The following is a 19159-nucleotide window of genomic DNA, read 5'->3' as shown; positions in this document are numbered from 1 at the left end:
GGTCGCAGTCGCGTTCCGTCCGAACAACTGCCGACTTCAGCGCCTTGAGCTTGTTCGCAGGTACTAGCGCGTAAGCGAGTTACCACCCGGACGACGCGACATGAAACCGCAAAAATTGGGTTCGCGGGCACATTGAAAATGTTCTGACCAGACGGCATGCGCGACATGACCACGTGACTGAAGCTCACATTTTTGTCGTGTAACTATGTCACCCGAACGAACGATGGACCATCCGCGCACGACTGCTTAGGTGATCCAAGAGGGAGACTTCGCTGAGCTTCTCGAACACACTTTCGACCACCTCCCCCACTCGTCGCAAAGCAGGCAGGTTACCGTGCGCATGATCCCGAATTCGGTGCATCCCAGTGCCAGTCAGGCCGAGCAGGAGATCTTCTCCCAGTTGGCCGCAGTCGAAGTGGCCGGGTGGGCATACGCCATGCACAGCACCAACCTGCCCGAGCACGATCGCAAGCGGGTGTGCGAGATCGACTTCCTCTTGCTCGGCGAACGCGGCCTGTTGGCACTCGAAGCCAAAGGTGGCGAGATCCTGCTGAGGAAGGGTGTGTGGCACACGCGCGACCTCAAGGGCAATCGGCACCGGCTGAAGGAGAGCCCTCTCGACCAAGCGCAGACCAGCATGTTCGCCCTGCAGAAGGTCCTCCGCCGGACCACGGCCGACCCGGACTTGGTCGAGCGCACCGTGTTCGGGTACGGGGCTGTCTTCCCTGACAGCGAGTTCGACGCGGTCAGCGTGGAGTGGACCCCGGAAATGGTGATCAACGCGGTCCGCTTGGCGTCCGAGGGGTGGGCGGAGTGCCTCGACCGGTTGGGCGCGTTCTGGGAGAACAAGCTCGGCGGGCGGGGACCTCTGTCGCCCGATGACGTCGAGCGCTACCTCAACGTCCTCCGCCCCGACTTCGACCGCGTGCTGTCCCTGCGCCGCCTCGACGACCTGGTCGAGAAGGAACTCGTCGCCCTGACCAAGAGCCAGTACAAGGCCCTCGACCAGCACCGCAGGAACTCGCGGGTGGTGTTCGAGGGCGGCGCCGGAACGGGCAAGACCATGCTGGCGGTCGAGATGTGCAGGCGGGCCCGGGCTTCCGGCGAACGTGTTCTGCTGACCTGCCGCAGCCACGTCCTGGCGGCCTTCATCCGCTCGCAGCAGGACTTGGACGGCATCACCGCGGTCCCGTTCGACCAGGTGTCGGCTTTCGACGCGGACGCCTTCGACGTGGTCGTGGTGGACGAGGGGCAGGACGTCGTCAACGGGCACGACCTCGACGTGCTGGACACCGTGCTGGTCGGCGGGCTGGCGGACGGCCGCTGGGCGTTCTTCCTGGACTCCAACAACCAGCGAGGACTGGTCGGTCGCTACGAAGACGACGCGAGAGTCAAGCTGGACTCCCACCGCCCCACCATCGTCGACCTGATGGACAACTGCCGGAACACCATCGAGATCGTCCGCGCCACCCAGGAGCGCACAGGAGCCGATCTGGGGGTGACCGAGGCGGGCCACGGCCGCGAGGTCGTAGTGGTCGAGGAGGTCCGCGCGAAGGCGGTCACCGCGGTGTTGGCAGCCTTGACCGAACTCGAAGAACACGATGTGCCTCTGGAGCAGGTCGTGCTGCTGTCACCGCACCAGTTGAGCGCATCGATCTTCGTCGAACTACCTGCGGAATGGCTCGAACGCATCGACGTGCTGGACCTGCTGCGCATGCGCCGGCCCGGCCGAGGGCGCGTCGGGTTCGCCCAGGTAGCCGACTTCAAGGGGTTGGAAAGCCGGTACGTCCTCCTGGAAGTGGATGAGACTGCGGACGAAAAGGCGGCACGCGCGCAGTTGTACGTGGGCATGACCCGGGCCAAGGCCGCCCTGTGGGTCGTCAAGCCGGGCAGAACGGGAGTGGACGGGTGACCGAGGTGCACACCACGGGGTTCCCGGACCGGGACCGGGTGCTCGAGTACCTGCGCGACCAGCTGGTCGGTCCGGTCGACGGGGACGACGAAGTCCTCTACGAGAAGGCGCCGCAGCACCGGTACCTGACCGCCGTGCTGTACCCGATGTCGCTCGCCCCGCTTCCCGCCGAAGCGAGCGGTCCGGCGGATGACGCGGAGGAGGTCGACGACCAGGCAGGTGCCCTGATCGAGGACGACGACGACGACCCCATCACCCTCGCGGGGCAGAGCCGGCCGAGTTCGGCCGGCATCAGCTTCATGATCGCGGACCGGTCCGCGATCACCGTGGAGGTGCGGGCCGCGCGGTACCACCGCCTCTCGGACGAGGCCGACGAGTGGCAGCGCGAACCGCTCGACCTCGTGGGAAGTGCAGCGCTGACGGTCGAGCCCCCGTCCTCCGCGATTCACCGGAAGGTCAACCTGTGGGGCGAGGCGGCCAGCGTCGAGGTGACCTGGCGTCCGCACCCCGGCGGAGTGATCGTCACCGTCATCCTTGTCAACCGCAGAGTGCAGGAGCAGCGCCGGGCGGTGGCTCCGGAGGACTGCCTCTTCCAAGTCGGGCTCCGCTGCCGGGCCGCGGGAAGCGCCATCATCCGCTACCCGACGCAGGCACAGGCCCACAGCGACGACGAAGCGGAAGAACTCGAACTCCAGTACCGCGATGTGCCGGTGTACGCCGTCGGCCACGGAACGGCGGCTCGTTGGGACACCGCGGGCGAACGGCCCGAGTGGGTCGGCACGTCGTTCCTCCCGGTGCACGTGGTGCCGGATGTCGCCTTCGACCTACCCGACGTGGCGGACGCCGTCCGCTTGAACGGCCTCGCCGGGATCGCCACCACTCCGGAGCCCGTGTTCGCGGCCCTGACCCGCTTCGTCGACCGGTACTCGGACTGGATCGGGAAGACCTGGGACGCGGCATCGGCGAACCTCGACCCGCGCCTCCGCCCCGCAGCCGAGCGGTTGCGGGACCGCGCGATCCGGGCCAGGGATCGCATGTTGTCCGGCCTGGACTTCCTGCGCGAGGACCGGGACGCGCTCGAAGCCTTCGCGCTCGCCAACCGGGTGATGGCCATGCAGATGGCACACAGCCGGCCGCACCTCGGCGGCTCGCCGCACGCCCCCTCGGACGCGCCGGACCCGCGGGTCGACTACGACTCGCTCAACCCCACGTGGCGCCCCTTCCAACTCGGTTTCCTGCTGATGACGGTGAAGGGCGTGGTCCAGGATGGCGAGGACCGGGATCTGGTCGACCTGATCTGGTTCCCCACCGGCGGCGGCAAGACCGAGGCGTACCTCGGGCTCGCCGCGTTCACCGTCCTCCACCGGCGTCTGACCCTGGGGGACAGCGGAGCGGGCACCGCGGTCATCACCAGGTACACCCTGCGCCTGCTGACCAGCCAGCAGTTCCAGCGAGCCGCGACCATGATCGCCGCCTGTGAGCTGGTACGCCGCGGCTCCAACGGACGGCTCGGCAGCCGCCCCGTGTCGATCGGCCTGTGGGTCGGCGGCGAGAACAGCCCCAACAGCTTCGTGGACGCCCGCCGATTACTCGCGCGGGCGCGTGACGGTGGCGCGGGCGACAAAGGCTTCCAGATCGAGTCCTGCCCGTGGTGCGGAACGCGGATCGTCCCCGGCGACCAAGACGACGAACAGCGGTGGGGCATCTCGGCGACCAACAACTCCTTCCGGGTGCGGTGCCTGAACAACAAGTGCCCGTTCCGCACCGAACTGCCGATGTCGTCGGTGGACGAGGACCTCTATCAGAACCCGCCCACCATGCTCGTCGGCACGGTCGACAAGTTCGCCCGCACTGTGTGGAACGAGAACACCGGCGCGTTCTTCGGGGCGGGCCGCGACCCCGGTCCGTCGCTGATCATCCAGGACGAGTTCCACCTCATCTCCGGTCCGCTGGGTACCATCGTCGGCCTCTACGAAGCGGCCTTCGACGTGCTGATGGAGCACCTGGGGAACAGGCCGAAGATCGTTGCTGCCACAGCAACCATCCGCCGGGCCGACGAGCAGACCAGGGGTGTCTTCGGGCGGCCCGTCGCGCTGTTCCCACCCGCAGGTCTCGACGCCACCGACTCGTACTTCGTGCGCACGAACCACGCAGCACCGGGTCGTGCCTACATGGGTGTCATGCCACAGGGCCACACACCGCTCACCGCGCTCATCCACGTCGCCGCGGCGCAGTTGCAGGCGCCGCTGGAGGTCGGGCTGGCGCCGGCGGCCGAGGACGCCTACTCGACCCTCGTCGTCTACCACAACAGCCTCCGCGAGCTGGGCAAGACGATCAACCTGGCCTCCGACGACATCCCATCGCGGTTGAAGGTGATCGCGCGGGCCGAGGATCAGGTGCGGCAGCTCCACGACGACAACGTGGTGGAGCTGACCAGCAACGTGGCCTCCGCGCAGATCCCGAAACGCCTCGACCGGCTGAAGGAGCCGCACGACGCACCCGGTGGCGTCGCCTTCCTGGCCAGCACCAACATGATCTCCGTCGGCGTCGACGTCGGTCGGCTGGGCATCATGACCGTCGTCGGCCAACCGAAGACGACCGCCGAGTACATCCAGGCCACCAGCCGCGTGGGACGGAACGTCGACCGCCCCGGTCTCGTGGTGACGGTCTACTCGCCGTCCAAGCCGCGCGACCGGTCGCACTACGAGTCGTTCACCCCCTACCACGCGAGCCTCTACCGCTCGGTGGAGCCGAGTTCGGTGACCCCGTTCTCGGTGCCGGCGCGCCTGCGCGCCCTCCACGCCGACCTGGTCGTGCTGGTGCGCCACGCGCTCGGCCTGTCGGGCGATCAGCAAGCGGCGTCGTTCGACCCCGATGACGAACGCTTCGCCACGCTCGTCGGGAGGTTCCTCAGCCGCGTGGAACGGGCGGATCCGACCGAACTCAAACGAGTCGAGAGCCACTTGGACACCCTGATCGAGAGGTGGGTGAAGCGGGCGGCCGACGCGGAACCCCTCGGCGGGCTGCGCTACAGCCAAGGTGGACGTGAGCGCCCCAAGCTGCTCAAGCGGTTCACCGAGCGGGGTGACGGTTGGGCGACACTCGACTCGATGCGCAGCGTCGACGTCGAGGTCCACGTGCAGGTGAGGGGGCCTCGCAAGTGACGGTGCGCAAAGTTCGACGTTCACAGGTCATCAGCCCGTTCGGACCAGGGGCGATCATCGACCTCGTCGGCGAGTCCTTCGTGGTGGAGGACGCGGGCAGGTGGCCCCACCAACGCGTGCCCGTCGACTTCCCCAGGCTCGCCTCGTACCTCGGGGTGAACTCCCTGGCCTCGCCCATGCCGGGCAGGCCGATCCCCTACTACCGGTTCCCGCAGTGGTTGTTCTGCCCGGCCTGTCGGCGCATGAGCCGGTGGTCGTACACCAGAGAAGTCGCCAACACCCCTCCGAGGTGCGAGCACTGCCCCGCCGGGAAGCAGCTCATCCCCATGCGGTTCGTGGCGGTGTGCGCCGACGGGCACCTGTCGGATGTCGACTGGGTCCGTTGGGCGCACTCGGCCGACCGCCGCGACCGCAACCAGAACCAGTGCCAGCGATCGGACCTGAAGTTCCTGAGCAAGGCCAATGTCGGCGGTGGCCTCAACTCCCTCGTCGTGCGGTGCGTGCCCTGCGGCGGTGAGAGGTCGCTGGACGGGCTGACCACGAGCGTCGGGCTGAAGCACATCGGCAGCAAGTGCACCGGCAGGCAGCCGTGGCAGGACCAAAAAGACGCGAAGGTGTGCGCGAAGCAGGTGGTGGCGATGCAGCGCGGGGCGTCGAGCGTGTACTTCCCGAACGTGGTCAGCGCGATCGACATCCCGCCCGACTCGGATTGGAGTTCCGTCAGCGAGCCGTTGGCGGTCTTGAGGAAGAGAGACGATTTCCGGTTCCTCGTCAACAACCCGGGCTACAAGTTGGCCAAGGCGATGATCGAGGTCATGGCAGACGAGCACGGCCTGTCCGTCGCCGAGGTCGAGGCGGCGCTGGCCAACGAGATGAGCGCACCTCACGCACAGCCCGACGGCGGACCCGAGAACATCCGCCCGGACGAGTGGGCGGCCCTGATCAACCCGAGGGAGGAGGAGCACCACCACCAGGACCAGTTCATCTCACGACGAGCCCATCGCCCGCTGCGCTCCGCGGGCGGAACCGTGAACGGCTGGAGCAGGCTGATCCCGGAGGTCGTGCTGGTCGACCGCCTCCGCGAGGTTCGGGTGCTGACGCACTTCGAGCGCTACGCGATGGAGGAGAAGGTGCCGTCCAACCTGAGCGACGACCCCGACTTCCTGCCGGCCGTCGAGGTGTTCGGGGAGGGGTTCTTCCTCAGGTTCGACGAGGAGGCCCTCGTCCGGTGGGAGGAGTCGGCTCCGGTAGTGCCCCGGTGCCGGCGATTGGCCGAACGTCGCGAGCTGACGGGTGCGACGTGGCTTCCCGAGCCCACACCGCGTTTCGTGCTGTTGCACACCCTCGCGCACCTGCTCCTGCGCAACACCGCCTTCGAAGCCGGCTACTCGACATCTTCGTTGCGCGAGCGTTTGTACGTGACGAAGAACGGTGGCGGTCCCCCCATGTCCGGCGTGCTGATCTACACGGCGGCTGGCGACTCGGAGGGCACACTGGGCGGCCTGGTCAGGATGGGCGAGTTCCCCCGGTTGGTCAGACTCCTCGACATGTCGATCACCACCGCCCTGTGGTGCTCGTTCGACCCGGTGTGCGCGGACCACCCCGGCCAGGGGCCGGACGGGCTGTCGCTGGCCGCGTGCCACGCGTGCTCGCTGGCGCCGGAGACGAGCTGTGAGGCGACGAACCGGCTGCTGGACCGGCGTCTACTGGTCGACCCGGAGTTCGGGTTCTTCAAGGACCTGGCGGCAGCCGTCGGCGGTGTCCCGGGGAGCCTCCTGTGAGCGCCGCGTTACGCGCCTCGGTCCACGAGGCGCCCCATCACGCCGTAGTGGTCGCCGCACCCGCAGTCGACCAAGCGCGCCAAGCCGTTGCGGCCTACCGTCGCCTCCGGGGGCATGGCAAAGAGCTGCACGTCATCACCCGGTCGAGCGTGCTGACGAGCCGCATCCGCACGCTGATGCCGTTCGAGAGCCGCGGCGACACCGTGATGACCTACCACTCGTACTTCGCCAACGTGTGGCGCACGGTGCTGCGGATCAACCAGCCGAAGGCGGACGACTACGACATCAACTTCTGGGAGTTCAAGCGACACCTCCGGGCTCGTTACGTTCGACCGCTGGACAGACGACACGTCATCGTCGTCCAAGGGCAGCAACTGCCACCTGACTTCTACACGGTGCTCCGCCTGCTCAGCGTCGAGGCGACGGTGTTCGTCGACCCCGTGCAGACGGTCGACGCCTCCGGCACGACGCTGGAGGATCTGACCGCTCTCCTCGGCGCAGGAACCGCCACCACCTCGCACGAGGTCGACGGCGGTACCGCGCAGATCCACGAGTTGCTGGCGCACCTCGGCGACAGGTCCTTCCCGGTGGCCGCGCCTCACCGCGAAGGCCCACGACCGGTGCTGGTCGACCACGAAGACGTCGACGAGGAGATCCGGTTCGTCGTGGAGCAGGCGGCAGCGCACCGCGACCGGCAGATCGGTGTGTTCCTCCCGACCCGGGAACTGGCCCAAGTCTTCAAGGACGGGATCGGGGACCTGTTCGACGGCAGGACGCAATGGCACCTGTCGGGCGTCAAGGTCCCGAAGCACGCCACGATCACCTGGGCCGACCCCGGCGTGAAGGTGCTGACGTGGGTCAGCGCCATCGGGATGCGGTTCGACCACGTCGTGTTGGCGGGGCTCGACCACGTGGAGGACCGCTTCCGGTTGGAGAACGCGCTGCGGGTACTCGGTCCGACGACACGTTCGGAGTTGTTCCTCTCCTACTCCGGTGTCGGGCGACCCACCTCGTTGAGCGGGCTGACGCCGGCCTTTCTCGACGACCGAACCCGCGACGCGCCTGGCGGGGAGTGGGTGGAGGCGGACGGCGCGACCGTCGAGTTCCCGACGCCCCATCCCGCGGTGCCGGAGCAAACGGCTCCGCCCACCCGGTCGGCGGTCGACAGCGCTCGCGCCCTGCTCGTGGCCCCGATGCGGAGCAACGCTCGGTCCAAGCGCCTGCTCACCGCCGACCAAGAGGTCGGGTTGGCACAGCTCATGCGATCAGCCGACGAAGACCTGTCGGACGAACTGCCGAAGGGCTTCCGCTCGACCCTGCGTGACAACGACGTGCGGGCCCGAGCATTCGACGCGATGGTGCTGCACAACACCGGTCTCGTCGGTTCGTGCATCGGCAGGCACCTCGGTGCGGGACTCGACTACGAAGACCTGTACCAGCACGGGCTGCTGGGTCTGATGCGGGCGATCGAGAAGTGGGACGCCTCGCGGGGACTGAAGTTCTCCACCTACGCGGTGAACTGGATCAACCAGCACATGGGCCGCGCCGTTCCCGACGAGGGCGCGACGATCCGGCTGCCGGTCCACAAGCACGAGGAAGTCCGCAAGGTCCGCGCCGTCCGGAACAGGCTGCTCCTCGAGCAGGAGGACGCCCCGATCGCGGAGATCGCCAAGCGCACCGGGTTCTCCTGGGAGAAGGTGGTGGACTGCTTGCGGTTGTCCAGGGGTGTGATCAGCCTGGACGCGCCTTTGGGCGCGGATGGGGAGATCTCGCTCGCGGAACTGGTCCCCGCTCCGTTCGAACACCACTCGAACCCCGACTACGTGCTCGACAACGAACTCGGCGCCGAACTCGTGCGGAAAGCCTTGTCACTGTTGAAGGAGCGCGAGGCCGAGGTGCTCAGGTTGCGGTTCGGCTTCGACGGTGGTGACGACCGTACCCTGGAGAAGATCGGCGAGCACTTCTCGGTCACGCGCGAGCGGATACGGCAGATCGAGAGCAAGGCGAAGAGCAAGCTCGTCGGGAAACTGGCAGACGTGGGACTCACCGCCGGTGGCGCGACCCCCACTCCCTCGAAAGAGGTCTCGCTCCGCCGGTTGAGCGTCGTGCGGACACCGGTCCACGAGCTGCGGCGGCCTGGCACGGAGATCGCCACGGGGTCGGGGTTGGTGGAACGGCTCGGCGCCGCGGGTGAGGACAGCGCCTTCGGCCACCTGCTGATCGCCTTGGTGGACCGCGCGTTGTGGTCCGGTGCCCGTCATGTCCGGATTAGAACCGCGGGCGCGGGCACGAGTTCCAGGCTCGCCTTGGTCCACGACGGAGCCGCCTTCGCCGGGCACGAGCTGCTCTCGAACCTCCGCGAAGGGCAGGAGGTGTCGCGCGGATCCGCGACCCTCGGTGTCGCCGCCGCCCTGTACGACGAGGTCACCGCCTGGGATGCCCACACGTCCTCGGCGTGCCTGGTCCTCACCTCTGCGGCGGACACCGACACCTGGTGGCTGCACCGCGCCACGCGCAGGCTGCCCACCGGACTGCTGCCCGAGGTGAAGTCGGACCAGTGGTCGGTCGTGCTGCTCCGGGCACCGCGGCCCCAGGTCGCACGTACGCGCGTCGGCGTGGTCCTCGACCGGTGCGTCCGCGACCTCGGCGTGGTGTTCGGCGAGTTGTTGCGGCGCAAGGCCGAGATCGACGTCAACGGACGTGCGGTCACCGCTCAGGACCCCTTCCTGTGGGGCAACCCGGCCGGGCAGCACCTCGGGGAGGAGCGGGTGACCGCCGCAGGGCTGTCGGTGGTGGCGAGCCCTCGCGTGCTCCCACACCCGGACGCCCTGCGGGCGGGTGACACAGCTTCGGTGGGCGACCCCGCCGACTGGCAGATGAGCCAGGGCTTCTACGTGCGCTGCGACGGTCGATACCTCTCCCGCGGCGGCTGGCTCGGGATCGACGGCTTGGAGATGACCGAGGACACCGCTCTGGCCAGGGTGCTCGTCGAGGTGCCGTCCGAACAGCGCGCCGCGTGGGGTGGAGAGCACCCCGGCGCCACCGTCGTGCCGCCGGAGCCGCTCCGGTCGAGGTTGGCTGCTCTCGCCCGCATAGCGCGCGGCAAGTCCGAACTCGTGATCGAACGACACCGAAGTGGGGGGACGACGTGACGGACGGTGAACTCGCCGCCTTCGCAGCCGAGCTGCGGCGCAGGGTGGACGACCGGGTCCAGGCCGAACCGGAGCTGATGACGCGGGACGCGTTCGTGACCCTGGTCGGCGAGCACCTGATCGACGACGGGGCGCTGGACGACCTGGACACCTGCTACCTCTTCATGCCCTGGCAGAACCGCCGCGTCGAGGTCGCCGGGTACGACATCACGGGCGACGGCACGATCCTGCACCTCGTCACGTCCGAGTACGGCATGGACGCCGAGCCGTTGAAGCGCGAGCGGCTCACCCAGCTGGTCCGCCACGTGGGCGCGTTCGCGGAGTTCTGCCGCAACGGCGTGCACGAGCAGCTGGAGCGGTCGAGTCCGGCGTACGACATGGTCGAGCGCATCCACAGCGCGTGGCCCCAGCTCCAGATGATCAAAATTCTCGTCTTCACCGACGGGAGGACCGGGCTGCGCCGCGCGGAGGAGGCCACCGTCGCCGGTCTCCCGACTCTGGTGAACGTGTGGGACGTCAGCCGCCTCCAGAAGCTGATCAGCTCGGGCGCCCAGCAGGAGGACATCCTCATCGACGTCGCGAAGATGGGGTACGAGGTGCCGTGCCTGGAGTCATCCGAGCAGGCCGACGGGTACCGCTGCCTGATGGCGATGCTGCCCGGGAAGCTGCTCGCCGACCTGTACGACGAACACCACAGCCGCCTGCTCCAGCGCAACGTGCGCGCCTACCTCCAGGCGCGTGGGAAGGTCAACAAGGGGATCGCAGAGACGATCAAGGAACAGCCCGGTCGGTTCCTGGCCTACAACAACGGCGTCTCCGCGACCGCTCGTGCGGCGGACCTCGAACGGACGTCGAACGGACTGGTGCTGCGCAGCCTGACCGAGTTGCAGATCGTCAACGGGGGGCAGACCACGGCCTCGCTGCACCACGCGGCCCGCAAGGGGGTCGACCTGTCCGCGGTCACCGTACCCGCGAAGATCACCCTGATCCCCGACGACCGTCTGGACAGCATGGTCCCGGAGATCTCCCGCTACGCGAACTCGCAGAACGCCGTCACGCCAGCCGACTTCGAGGGCAACAGCCGCTTCCACGTGGGGCTGGAGCGGTGGTCCCGCACCACCTGGGTGACGCCTCTCGGTGTGGACGTCGAGCAGACCCGTTGGTACTACGAGCGCGTGCGCGGGCAGTACGACGTCGAGAAGAACAAGTTCACGACCGCCGCCACGCGGCGCAAGTTCGACCGCGAGAACCCCGTGCGGCAGCGGTTCGGCAAGACCGACGCCGCGAAGTACGAGTACGCCTACTCGCTTCGGCCGGAGGTCGTGTGCCAGGGCGCCGAGAAGTGCTTCCGGACGTGGACGTCGGACGAGGGTTTGGCCGAGCGCGAAGCCCCCGACGACGTGTACTTCCGCCACTTGGTCGCCAAGGGGATCGTGTTCCGCCAAGTGCGGTCGATCATCCAGAAGCAGAACTTCGGCGGCTACCTCGGACAGACCGCAGCACACACCGTGTCGCTGATCGTGCACACGCTCGGTGGGCTCGACCTGGACCGGATCTGGCGCGAGCAGACGCTGCCCAAGGCGATCGCCACGGCGGTGCCCGACGTCGCGAAGGCGGTGCGGCGGTTGCTCACCTCACCCCCGAGCGGGGGGAACATCACCGAGTGGGCGAAGAAAACCGCCTGCTGGGACCGTGTACGCGCGATGGGGTGGGCTCCCCCCTCCGACGTTCTCGCCGGTTAGGCGACTTCATCCCCGTTTTCATCGTTCGCGCGTCGGGGCGGCCGAACGGACCGGTCCCGGGAAGTGGCATGGCAGAAGTTGAGCAGAACCAGATCGTCGGTGGTGGAGGTCCCGCGCGGATCCCTGTTCGGAGGACAGGAGGCGACGTGGCGGTCTACGCGGTGAAGCTCGAGCGCAGCGACCTGCTGCAGTTGCCGGTGCACCCTGAAGCGTGCACCGAGGAGACGTTCGAGCAGTGGTGCGCCGAGCGGGTGGCGAACGGCGCCCGGCTCGCGGTCGACCTGTTCTCCGGCGGCGGTGGGTTGAGCCTGGGCTTGACCGACGCCGGGTGGACCGTCGCGGCCTCGGTCGACCACAACAAGTTTGCGCTGCAGACCCACCGGGCGAACTTCCCCGGCCTCGCGCTCGACGTGGACCTGGGAGACCCGAAGAAGCGCGCCGCGTTGATCAGGGTGCTCAAGCGCGTCGACATCGACCTCATCGCCGGTGGACCACCGTGCCAACCGTTCAGCAGGGCCGGACGCAGCAAGATCCGCAGCCTGGTGGACGCGGGTGTGCGCGACGAGTTCGACGAGCGCAAGGAGCTGTGGCAGGCCTACGTCGATGTCGTGCTCAAGGTAAAGCCTCGTGCGGTGCTCATGGAGAACGTCCCGGACATGGCCTTGGGCGACGACTTCCACGTCGTGCGACGGATCGTGGACATGCTGGAGGACGTCGGGTACCGGACCAACCTCCGCCTTGTCGACGCCTGGCAATACGGCGTTCCCCAGCACCGCAAGCGCCTGATCCTGCTCGCCCGCCTCGACAGCGACACCTTCACCTGGCCCAGCCCCGGCGAAGCGGTGACCGTGCGGGACGCGATCGCCGACTTACCCGACCTCGGCCTCACAACTGGCGGCCGGGACCTGCCCTACTCGCCCAACGACGAGGTGTCGGAGTTCGCCGAGGTGATGAGGCGCGGCACCGACGAGGAGAGGGTGTGGGACCACATGACCCGACCGGTTCGCGACGACGATCGCGAGATCTTCGCCTTGATGACGTCCAAGACGCTCTACGCGCACATCGACCCCAGCCTGCGCAGGTACACGGCGGAAACGTTCGACGACAAGTACAAGCGGTTGGACTGGGACGAGCTGAGCCGCTCCATCACCGCGCACATCGCGAAGGACGGCTACTGGTACATCCACCCGTCGGAGCACCGCACCCTCACCGTCCGCGAGGCCGCCCGCATCCAGACGTTCCCGGACGACTTCCGCTTCGCGGGCAGCCGCAGCCACGCGTTCCAGCAGATCGGCAACGCCGTGCCGCCGATGCTGGGCAAAGCCGCGGCCACCGCCTTGGTTCCGGTACCGGTCACCGACAAAGCCCGGCAGAACCGGTGGCGCGTTCTCGCCAACCGCTTGGCCGCTTGGGCCGAGGAGCGGCGTGCTGGGAACTACTGGTGCGTGCTCCCCGGGGACCAGCTGACGCCGCCCGTCGCCGCGGTCGTGGCGATGCTGGACCCGTCACCCGTTGAACTCGCCGCGTACGCTCCCGGCCTCCGTGAAGTGGCCAGGAAGGGACGGGTCACCAAGCGAGCGGTGGACCTCATCGAACAGGCGGCAGTCAGGCGCGGGGCTGCTGCAGCGGTAACGCGTTTGCGGCAGTTGCAGGATGACCGGAAGCTCTGGTTGCACCCCCAGGACATGCCCGAGGTCTTAGCCCTCCCACCTGGTAAGACCGTCCTTTTGAAGCTCTTGGCGGGCGATGACGTCCTGTTGACCAGTCAGCCGGTCATCCGCGTGTCGTCACGTGTGCTCAACACCAGCTCGGAACGGGCGAACAGCCTCACCGACGGCAGGGTCGACCTCTCCCGCTTGGTGGGAGGTGACGCCAAGGCACCGTTGCGCATGGCCGCGTTGCGACTGGTCGGCCAACTCCACTGCCACAAGCAAGCACCGATGTGCGAGGGGTGTCCACTGGCCCGCCAGTGCGCGACCGCCCACGACAACGAGTTCTCGGACAGGCTGTTCTGACCCGAATCGCAGATGATGCTGACGGCCCGGTCGACACCGGCATCGCCCGGACCGGGCCGTCAGCAAAGGCGGAAGCCGCTCATCTGCACACCGAGGAATTCGCCGGTTCAGAATGCGATAGTTAAATTGGTCCAGCGCTTGATGACCTTCGAGCCTTCCACGGGGTGCTCAGCCGAGTGGGTGATCACGACCGGCTCGCCGGTGCGGTCCACCCCCAGGCGCGGATCCGATCGCACAGCCTTTGTGCGAGGCGATCCCCCAGCTCACCGTGGCCGTGTGCCTGCCGACAACTCCATCCGTTCAGGTGGGAAGCGCGGTCAGGACACGGGCCCGGGACGTTCATCGGGAGTTCAGTCGGTCAGTCGGCGTGACCACCGGGTGGCTCCGCGAGTGCGGCCGTGCACAACCAAAGCCAGCAACACCACCGAGCTCGCCACCGTCCAGTGTGTCTCCGGCCCCGGATACCCCGTGACCGGCAGGACGTCCTGAGCCCACGGGGCCAGGTGATTCACCACTCCGCAGCCCAGGTAGAGCACCAGGGTCGTCCCGCCGGCCAGCGCCGGCCCCAGCACGGGGCCGAGGCAGAACGCGATCCCGGCGAAAACCAGGTAGTTGGAGACCTGCCAGGACCACGGAACGCCCGGCGGCAGCCGGGTCGATCCGAGCAGGACGATCACCACCGGCAGCAGCATGCCCGACAGCGCGCAAGCCACCGACACCAGTGACGCACGCCGGGTGGCCACCCGGTCCCATTCCCAGAGACGTGGCCGCAGCACGGTGGCGGTGACGACGGCTCCCACGACGGCGCACAACTCGGGGAACGGCAAGCGGTTTTGCGGCACGGCGGCAGACAGGTGGATCACGACGGCACGGGCTCCCAGGATTGTGCTCAGCACGCTGAGTGCGACCGTCGCGGCCACGAAGAAGTGGAACGACCTCGATGCCAGCACAACGCGGATCATCGGCTGGGCAGGCTCTCCGGTGTCAGGGTGCAGCCCGCGATCCGGTCGACGTTCGCGGCGATCCACTGCCGGACGGCGGAATCGGGTAGACCGGCGAAGGCGTTGTGCGATCGGACTGTCCCGGCCAGCCAACCGCCGAGGTCGTCGGCCAACCGGACCGACTCCGGGTCGGCTGCGTCGCCCAGTCGGCGGCAGGCCCCGGAGCCGGACAGGACGTAGACCGCCTGGACCGGCCGGGTCTCCGTGGGGTTCTGGGGCTGGATCGGGATCCAGAGGACGGTGTCGGGCGCCTCCGGCCGCCACTCGTCCGTTCCGTCGACCGGGCGTCCACGAAGGGCTTCGTCGTAGACCCGGGTGAACGGCGCGGGCCTGCCGTACCGCTGCACGGCGGCGTCCGTGGCGGCCACCAGGAGGTCCAATCGGGAGCGATGTCCCCCGTGCACGCAGTACTCGACTCCGCCGGCCGCTCGACACACCTGCGGCACTTCGGCCTCGTAGGCGAACAGGGCGGGCTTCGACAGCAACGGCGGCACGGCCAACACGGCGGGCAGGAGCAGTGGCAGCAGCGCGGCGGCCCCGCGGAACCGACCGCTCACGCGGTGCCGACGCAGCAGGCCGACGGCCGTCCACACGACCGCGATGGCGCACACCGTCAGGAACGCCAGCCTGTAGACGACGAACGGAGTGGACTGCACGCTGCCGAGCACGGGCGTGATGTAGAGAACCGGAGCCAGTGACGAGAACGTGTCACCGCTGCTGCCCACCACGGCAGCGCCGAACAGCAGTACGAAGGACAGCGGTGCGGTCAAGGCGGTCCGGGTCACCGCACCGACCAGGTAGCCGACAGCAGTCGCCAACGCCAGTCCGAGCACCCCTGTGAGCATCGCCCCTATGTCGGGTCCGCCGTGCTCTGCGTCGGACACCGTGACGACGACCAAGGGCAGGAGTCCGAGCAGGTATGCGGCCACGAACACGCCGATGAGCAAACCCAGGTGCTGTGCGACCGTCTGCCGGCCCGCGCGTGCGGCGGAGGGAAGCGCGAAGACTCGTGACGGCGGCAGCAGACGCCCGGCGAAGTACGTGGCCGCCGCCGCCGCGATCGGAGCCGTGAACACGTTCTGCTGGTGGAACTCGGCGGAGGTCTGCACCCACTCCTGGTAGGGCCACGACCGCATACGACCGGTCGCGGCGACCACCACGCCGGTGATCGCCAACGCGGGCAACAGAACGGGCCAAGCGCCCAACGGAGAGCGGAGTCGGGCCTTGGGGAAGGCGGGGGTGCTCTCCGGCCGTGTCGGGAAGGTCGTGCGGAGGTCAGTCACGGTCGGCCCCCAGCTTCGCGACCAGCGCGTGGTACGCACGCTCGAATGGCGAGCCCAGCACTCCCGGAGAGGGCGTGCTGTCGACCAAGTCGGTCAACTCCGCTTCGGTCCCGTCGAAGACCAACCTGCCCTCGGCAAGAACGCCGACCCGTTGGCACAAGTGGGAAATGTCCTCGATCAGGTGCGTGGACAGCAACACCGTCCTGGTGCGCCCGATGTCGGCGATGACTTCCCGCAACCGCATCCGCTGCGCCGGATCGAGCCCCACTGTCGGCTCGTCCAGCACCAGCAGATCCGGTTCATGGGCGAGCGCCGCTGCCACACCCAACCGCTGGCGCTGCCCGCCGGACAACGTCCGAACACGAGCGGCCGCCAGGTCGTCAAGCCGCACCGCCGCCAGCGCCCGAACCGCCGCCACAGCGCAGTCGACCCTGTCCACGCCGTTGACCCACGCTGCGTAGGCGACGGTGTCCAGCACCCGCATCCCGCCGACCAAGGAGAACCGCTGCGGCACGAAGCCGATCGCACCCGAGGTGGCGCCCTCGAACCGAAGAACGCCGGAATCCGGTTTCTCCAACCCGACCAGCAGGCTGAGCAACGTGGTCTTACCTGCGCCGTTGGGGCCGAGCAGCCCGGTCACCCCGGTGCCGACCACCCAATCAACCCCGGACAACACCGATTTCTTGCCATATCGGAACCGGACGTCATCGATGACTATTCGCACGTATGGGCGCCGCTTCTGCTCGGTTGACCTGTCGAACAGTGCCTCGTGCGGCGCGGACCCGGTCCGCGCCGCACGATCTGTCATCCTAGCAGGTCTTCGTTCGACCGGATTCGATCTCGTTGCCCGACGAACTGGTGGTCCAGGTGTAGTAGTCGTCATATCCGGCACAGGCGCCGTCTACACTGACGTTGCCGTTGCCGAACTCTGTCCTGGTCTCGGTACCGTGGATGGTGTCGGGCTGGAAGGGCCGGTCCTTGGCGATCCGCACGGTTAACGTAACCGTGCCGCCGCAGTCCGTACGGCTGCCGACCCCGCGAATCGTGCCGTCGGACACCCAATACGGGCTGTCCGCGCCGAGTCCACAGGCTTGCAGGTCAGGTGCGCCCCACGCGGGAGCAGTCAGCGCCACTCCTGCAGCCGAGAATGCCGTAGCCAGGACCGCGCCGATGACAAGACGTTTCACACCGCTCCTTTTTCTACCCATCGGAAGGAAAGCCAGGCAGAACATCGAGTACCGGGTTGGGTAAAGTGCTCCGAGGGCCCCCAGCGAATCTCACCGTAGCCAGGAATGACAATGAGTCGCGATCACCCAAACGAGGGATATGGTCATCACACCTCTGCGGCGTATCGAGATGCCCCGACCGTTCCTATCAACCGGCTCCCCCATCAGCAGCAATCTGCTCCGGCTGCTCCGACCCTGTGCGCCCAATCCCATGCATCTCCGTGGGGATGTTCTGGCGTGGCGCACAGCGCCCTCCCCGATCCGCCGCGAGCCAACGCCTACGCCGAACGGTTCATCGGGACCGTAGACGCGAAGTCACCGACCGACCACTCGTCTCAACGCACACCACCCGCGAGTGGTGCTGGACCGCTACGCGGCCCACTACAACCACTGCCGACTCCACCGAGCCCGGCAACTCGCGGCACCACGACCAGACCAACCGACCACGAAGCCGGGCTACACGTCGATACTCGCCGACCAGTCCTCGGCGATCGATCAACGAGTACGAACCCACAGCCGCCTAACCGCAGGTCAAACCACGTGGCCACTTTTCACACCCCACCCCCAGTGCCAGCTCTGAGCCGCGGCCCCCGCTCACCGCCGAGGAGGCCCGCGCGTTCCTCGTCGCGACAGCAACCATCGGCTGAACGCACTGTTCGAATTCGCCCTGCGTACCGGGCTCCGCAAGGGCGAACTTCTCGGCCTGCACTGGGAGGACCTCGACCTGGTCGCCGGACAGCCGGCATCCGCTGCACCCTCCAAGTGCACCGACAGCAGCGGCCTGACTGCCCTACCGCCGAAGACGCGAAGCGGCGGATCGCACTGCCCACACCGTGCCGACGCTCTCTTGAACAGCACCGCAGCCAACAACTCCAAGAACGTGGGCGGCAGGCGAAAGCTGGCAGAACAGCGGCTACGTCTTTACCTGGTCCAACGGTGCCCCGGTCGAAGGAACCACGCTCACCCGGCACTTCACCACCCTGCTCCGTCGTGCCAGGCTCCGCCGCATCCGGTTCCACGACCTCCGGCACTTCACCGCGAGCCTCCTCCTAGAACAGGTAGTCGAATCGTGACCAAGGAACTCCTCGGTCACGCCCACATCGGTGTCACCGCAACCGGCTACGCCCACGTCCGACTCCGTCTCCAGCGCGACGCCATCGATCTCCTCGGCCACTCCCTTCATAGCCCCTCCACGCCGCACCCGCCCGCTGACGTTGCCGCCAACCACTGCCGTCAAAAGCTTCAGAGGCCCCACCGGATTCAAAATTCCCGCCGGAGCCTATGCCTCGTTCAAACTGACAGCTCCCGCTGCGCCTCGGCATACGAATTGACCGGGACAAGCTCGGACATCTTCCTGAAGAAGATCAACCCAGCCGCTTTGACAGCATCCAGGAAATCCGCGGATGAAGTATTTACCGTCTTCGTTTCCTCACCGATCTTGGCGATCACCAGGACGCGAGACCCTGCGGCCCGAAAAGAGAGCTTGATCGGCTGATCCGGGAAATATGTCTCCGCATAACCCAACGACTGCATTTTCGTCACCATCTCGGCGATATAACACCAGAGCTGGTCAACGTAGTCCCACTCTTCAGTGCCGATGATTTCCGATCCATCAATGGACAGTCGAATGGCACCTTCGATGTAGTCGGGGTCGGGCGGCGGGGTACGGCATGATTGCACCGGCACGAATCCGCCGGCCGGACTCTTCAGGAACGTCTCGATCTCAACCACGTTTCAGACCCTTCGGTGGTCATCCCGGATAGAACTGACCCACTCGACCGCTAATTCATGTCGAGTGGGTGCTTGACGCCGTTGGCGTTCCCACGAATCCGATACATTCCTTGACTGCCTCGCTGGACCAACGTATCGCGATTCTAACGCAT

The 19159-nt window shown here is 67.5% G+C and carries 11 protein-coding genes; 6 read left to right on the top strand and 5 right to left on the bottom strand.

Annotated features, from left to right (window positions below; translation table 11 throughout):
* The first annotated feature begins 340 nt into the window (after positions 1 to 340).
* The 6 genes from FHS29_RS24940 to FHS29_RS24915 all read left to right on the top strand — a co-directional run bounded on the left by FHS29_RS24940 (position 341) and on the right by FHS29_RS24915 (position 13766).
* Positions 341 to 1912, top strand: a complete 1572-nt coding sequence (locus tag FHS29_RS24940) for a nuclease-related domain-containing DEAD/DEAH box helicase (RefSeq protein WP_184694436.1) — start codon at positions 341 to 343, stop codon at positions 1910 to 1912.
* Positions 1909 to 5076: a helicase-related protein gene (locus FHS29_RS24935; RefSeq protein WP_221456581.1), complete on the top strand. Its 3168-nt coding sequence runs from the start codon at positions 1909 to 1911 to the stop codon at positions 5074 to 5076. The genes FHS29_RS24940 and FHS29_RS24935 overlap by 4 nt, the downstream gene beginning before the upstream one ends.
* Positions 5077 to 5078: 2 nt before the next feature.
* On the top strand, positions 5079 to 6857 hold the full coding sequence (drmB, locus tag FHS29_RS24930) for an MrfA Zn-binding domain-containing protein (protein WP_221456580.1): 1779 nt from the start codon (positions 5079 to 5081) through the stop codon (positions 6855 to 6857).
* Positions 6858 to 7006: 149 nt separating this feature from the next.
* On the top strand, positions 7007 to 10009 hold the full coding sequence (locus tag FHS29_RS24925; RefSeq protein WP_184694433.1) for a sigma-70 family RNA polymerase sigma factor: 3003 nt from the start codon (positions 7007 to 7009) through the stop codon (positions 10007 to 10009).
* Complete coding sequence (locus FHS29_RS38270; RefSeq protein ID WP_221456579.1) at positions 10006 to 11751, top strand: AIPR family protein; 1746 nt, start codon at positions 10006 to 10008, stop codon at positions 11749 to 11751. Before FHS29_RS24925 ends, FHS29_RS38270 begins: the two co-directional genes overlap by 4 nt.
* Before the next feature lie 146 nt (positions 11752 to 11897).
* Entirely contained in the window at positions 11898 to 13766 is a 1869-nt protein-coding gene (locus tag FHS29_RS24915) for a DNA cytosine methyltransferase (RefSeq protein ID WP_221456578.1), read from the top strand.
* Between the two features lie 350 nt (positions 13767 to 14116).
* On the opposite strand, the gene FHS29_RS24910 is transcribed toward FHS29_RS24915, so the two are convergent.
* The 5 genes from FHS29_RS24910 to FHS29_RS24890 form a co-directional block, all read right to left on the bottom strand.
* Positions 14117 to 14716 (bottom strand): hypothetical protein, encoded by a 600-nt coding sequence (locus FHS29_RS24910; protein ID WP_184694429.1) that lies wholly within the window; start codon positions 14714 to 14716, stop codon positions 14117 to 14119.
* 8 nt (positions 14717 to 14724) lie between these two features.
* On the bottom strand, positions 14725 to 16050 hold the full coding sequence (locus FHS29_RS24905) for a hypothetical protein (protein WP_184694427.1): 1326 nt from the start codon (positions 16048 to 16050) through the stop codon (positions 14725 to 14727).
* Positions 16043 to 16726 carry an ATP-binding cassette domain-containing protein gene (locus tag FHS29_RS24900; protein WP_312865089.1) on the bottom strand — a complete coding sequence of 228 codons (684 nt, stop codon included), beginning with the start codon at positions 16724 to 16726 and terminating at the stop codon, positions 16043 to 16045. Before FHS29_RS24900 ends, FHS29_RS24905 begins: the two co-directional genes overlap by 8 nt.
* A 133-nt stretch (positions 16727 to 16859) precedes the next feature.
* Positions 16860 to 17237, bottom strand: coding sequence for a hypothetical protein (locus FHS29_RS24895; RefSeq protein ID WP_184694423.1), 378 nt, complete (start codon positions 17235 to 17237; stop codon positions 16860 to 16862).
* A 1329-nt stretch (positions 17238 to 18566) separates the two neighbouring features.
* The gene (locus tag FHS29_RS24890) at positions 18567 to 19007 is read right to left on the bottom strand and encodes a hypothetical protein (RefSeq protein WP_184694421.1); all 441 of its coding nucleotides are present in this window, start codon (positions 19005 to 19007) and stop codon (positions 18567 to 18569) included.
* Positions 19008 to 19159: the final 152 nt, after the last annotated feature.

This window comes from Saccharothrix tamanrassetensis (genome assembly GCF_014203665.1).
Lineage (GTDB): Bacteria > Actinomycetota > Actinomycetes > Mycobacteriales > Pseudonocardiaceae > Actinosynnema > Actinosynnema tamanrassetense.
The sequence above is the reverse complement of the archived record's forward strand: the minus strand, read 5'-3'. Positions and strand labels throughout refer to the sequence as shown.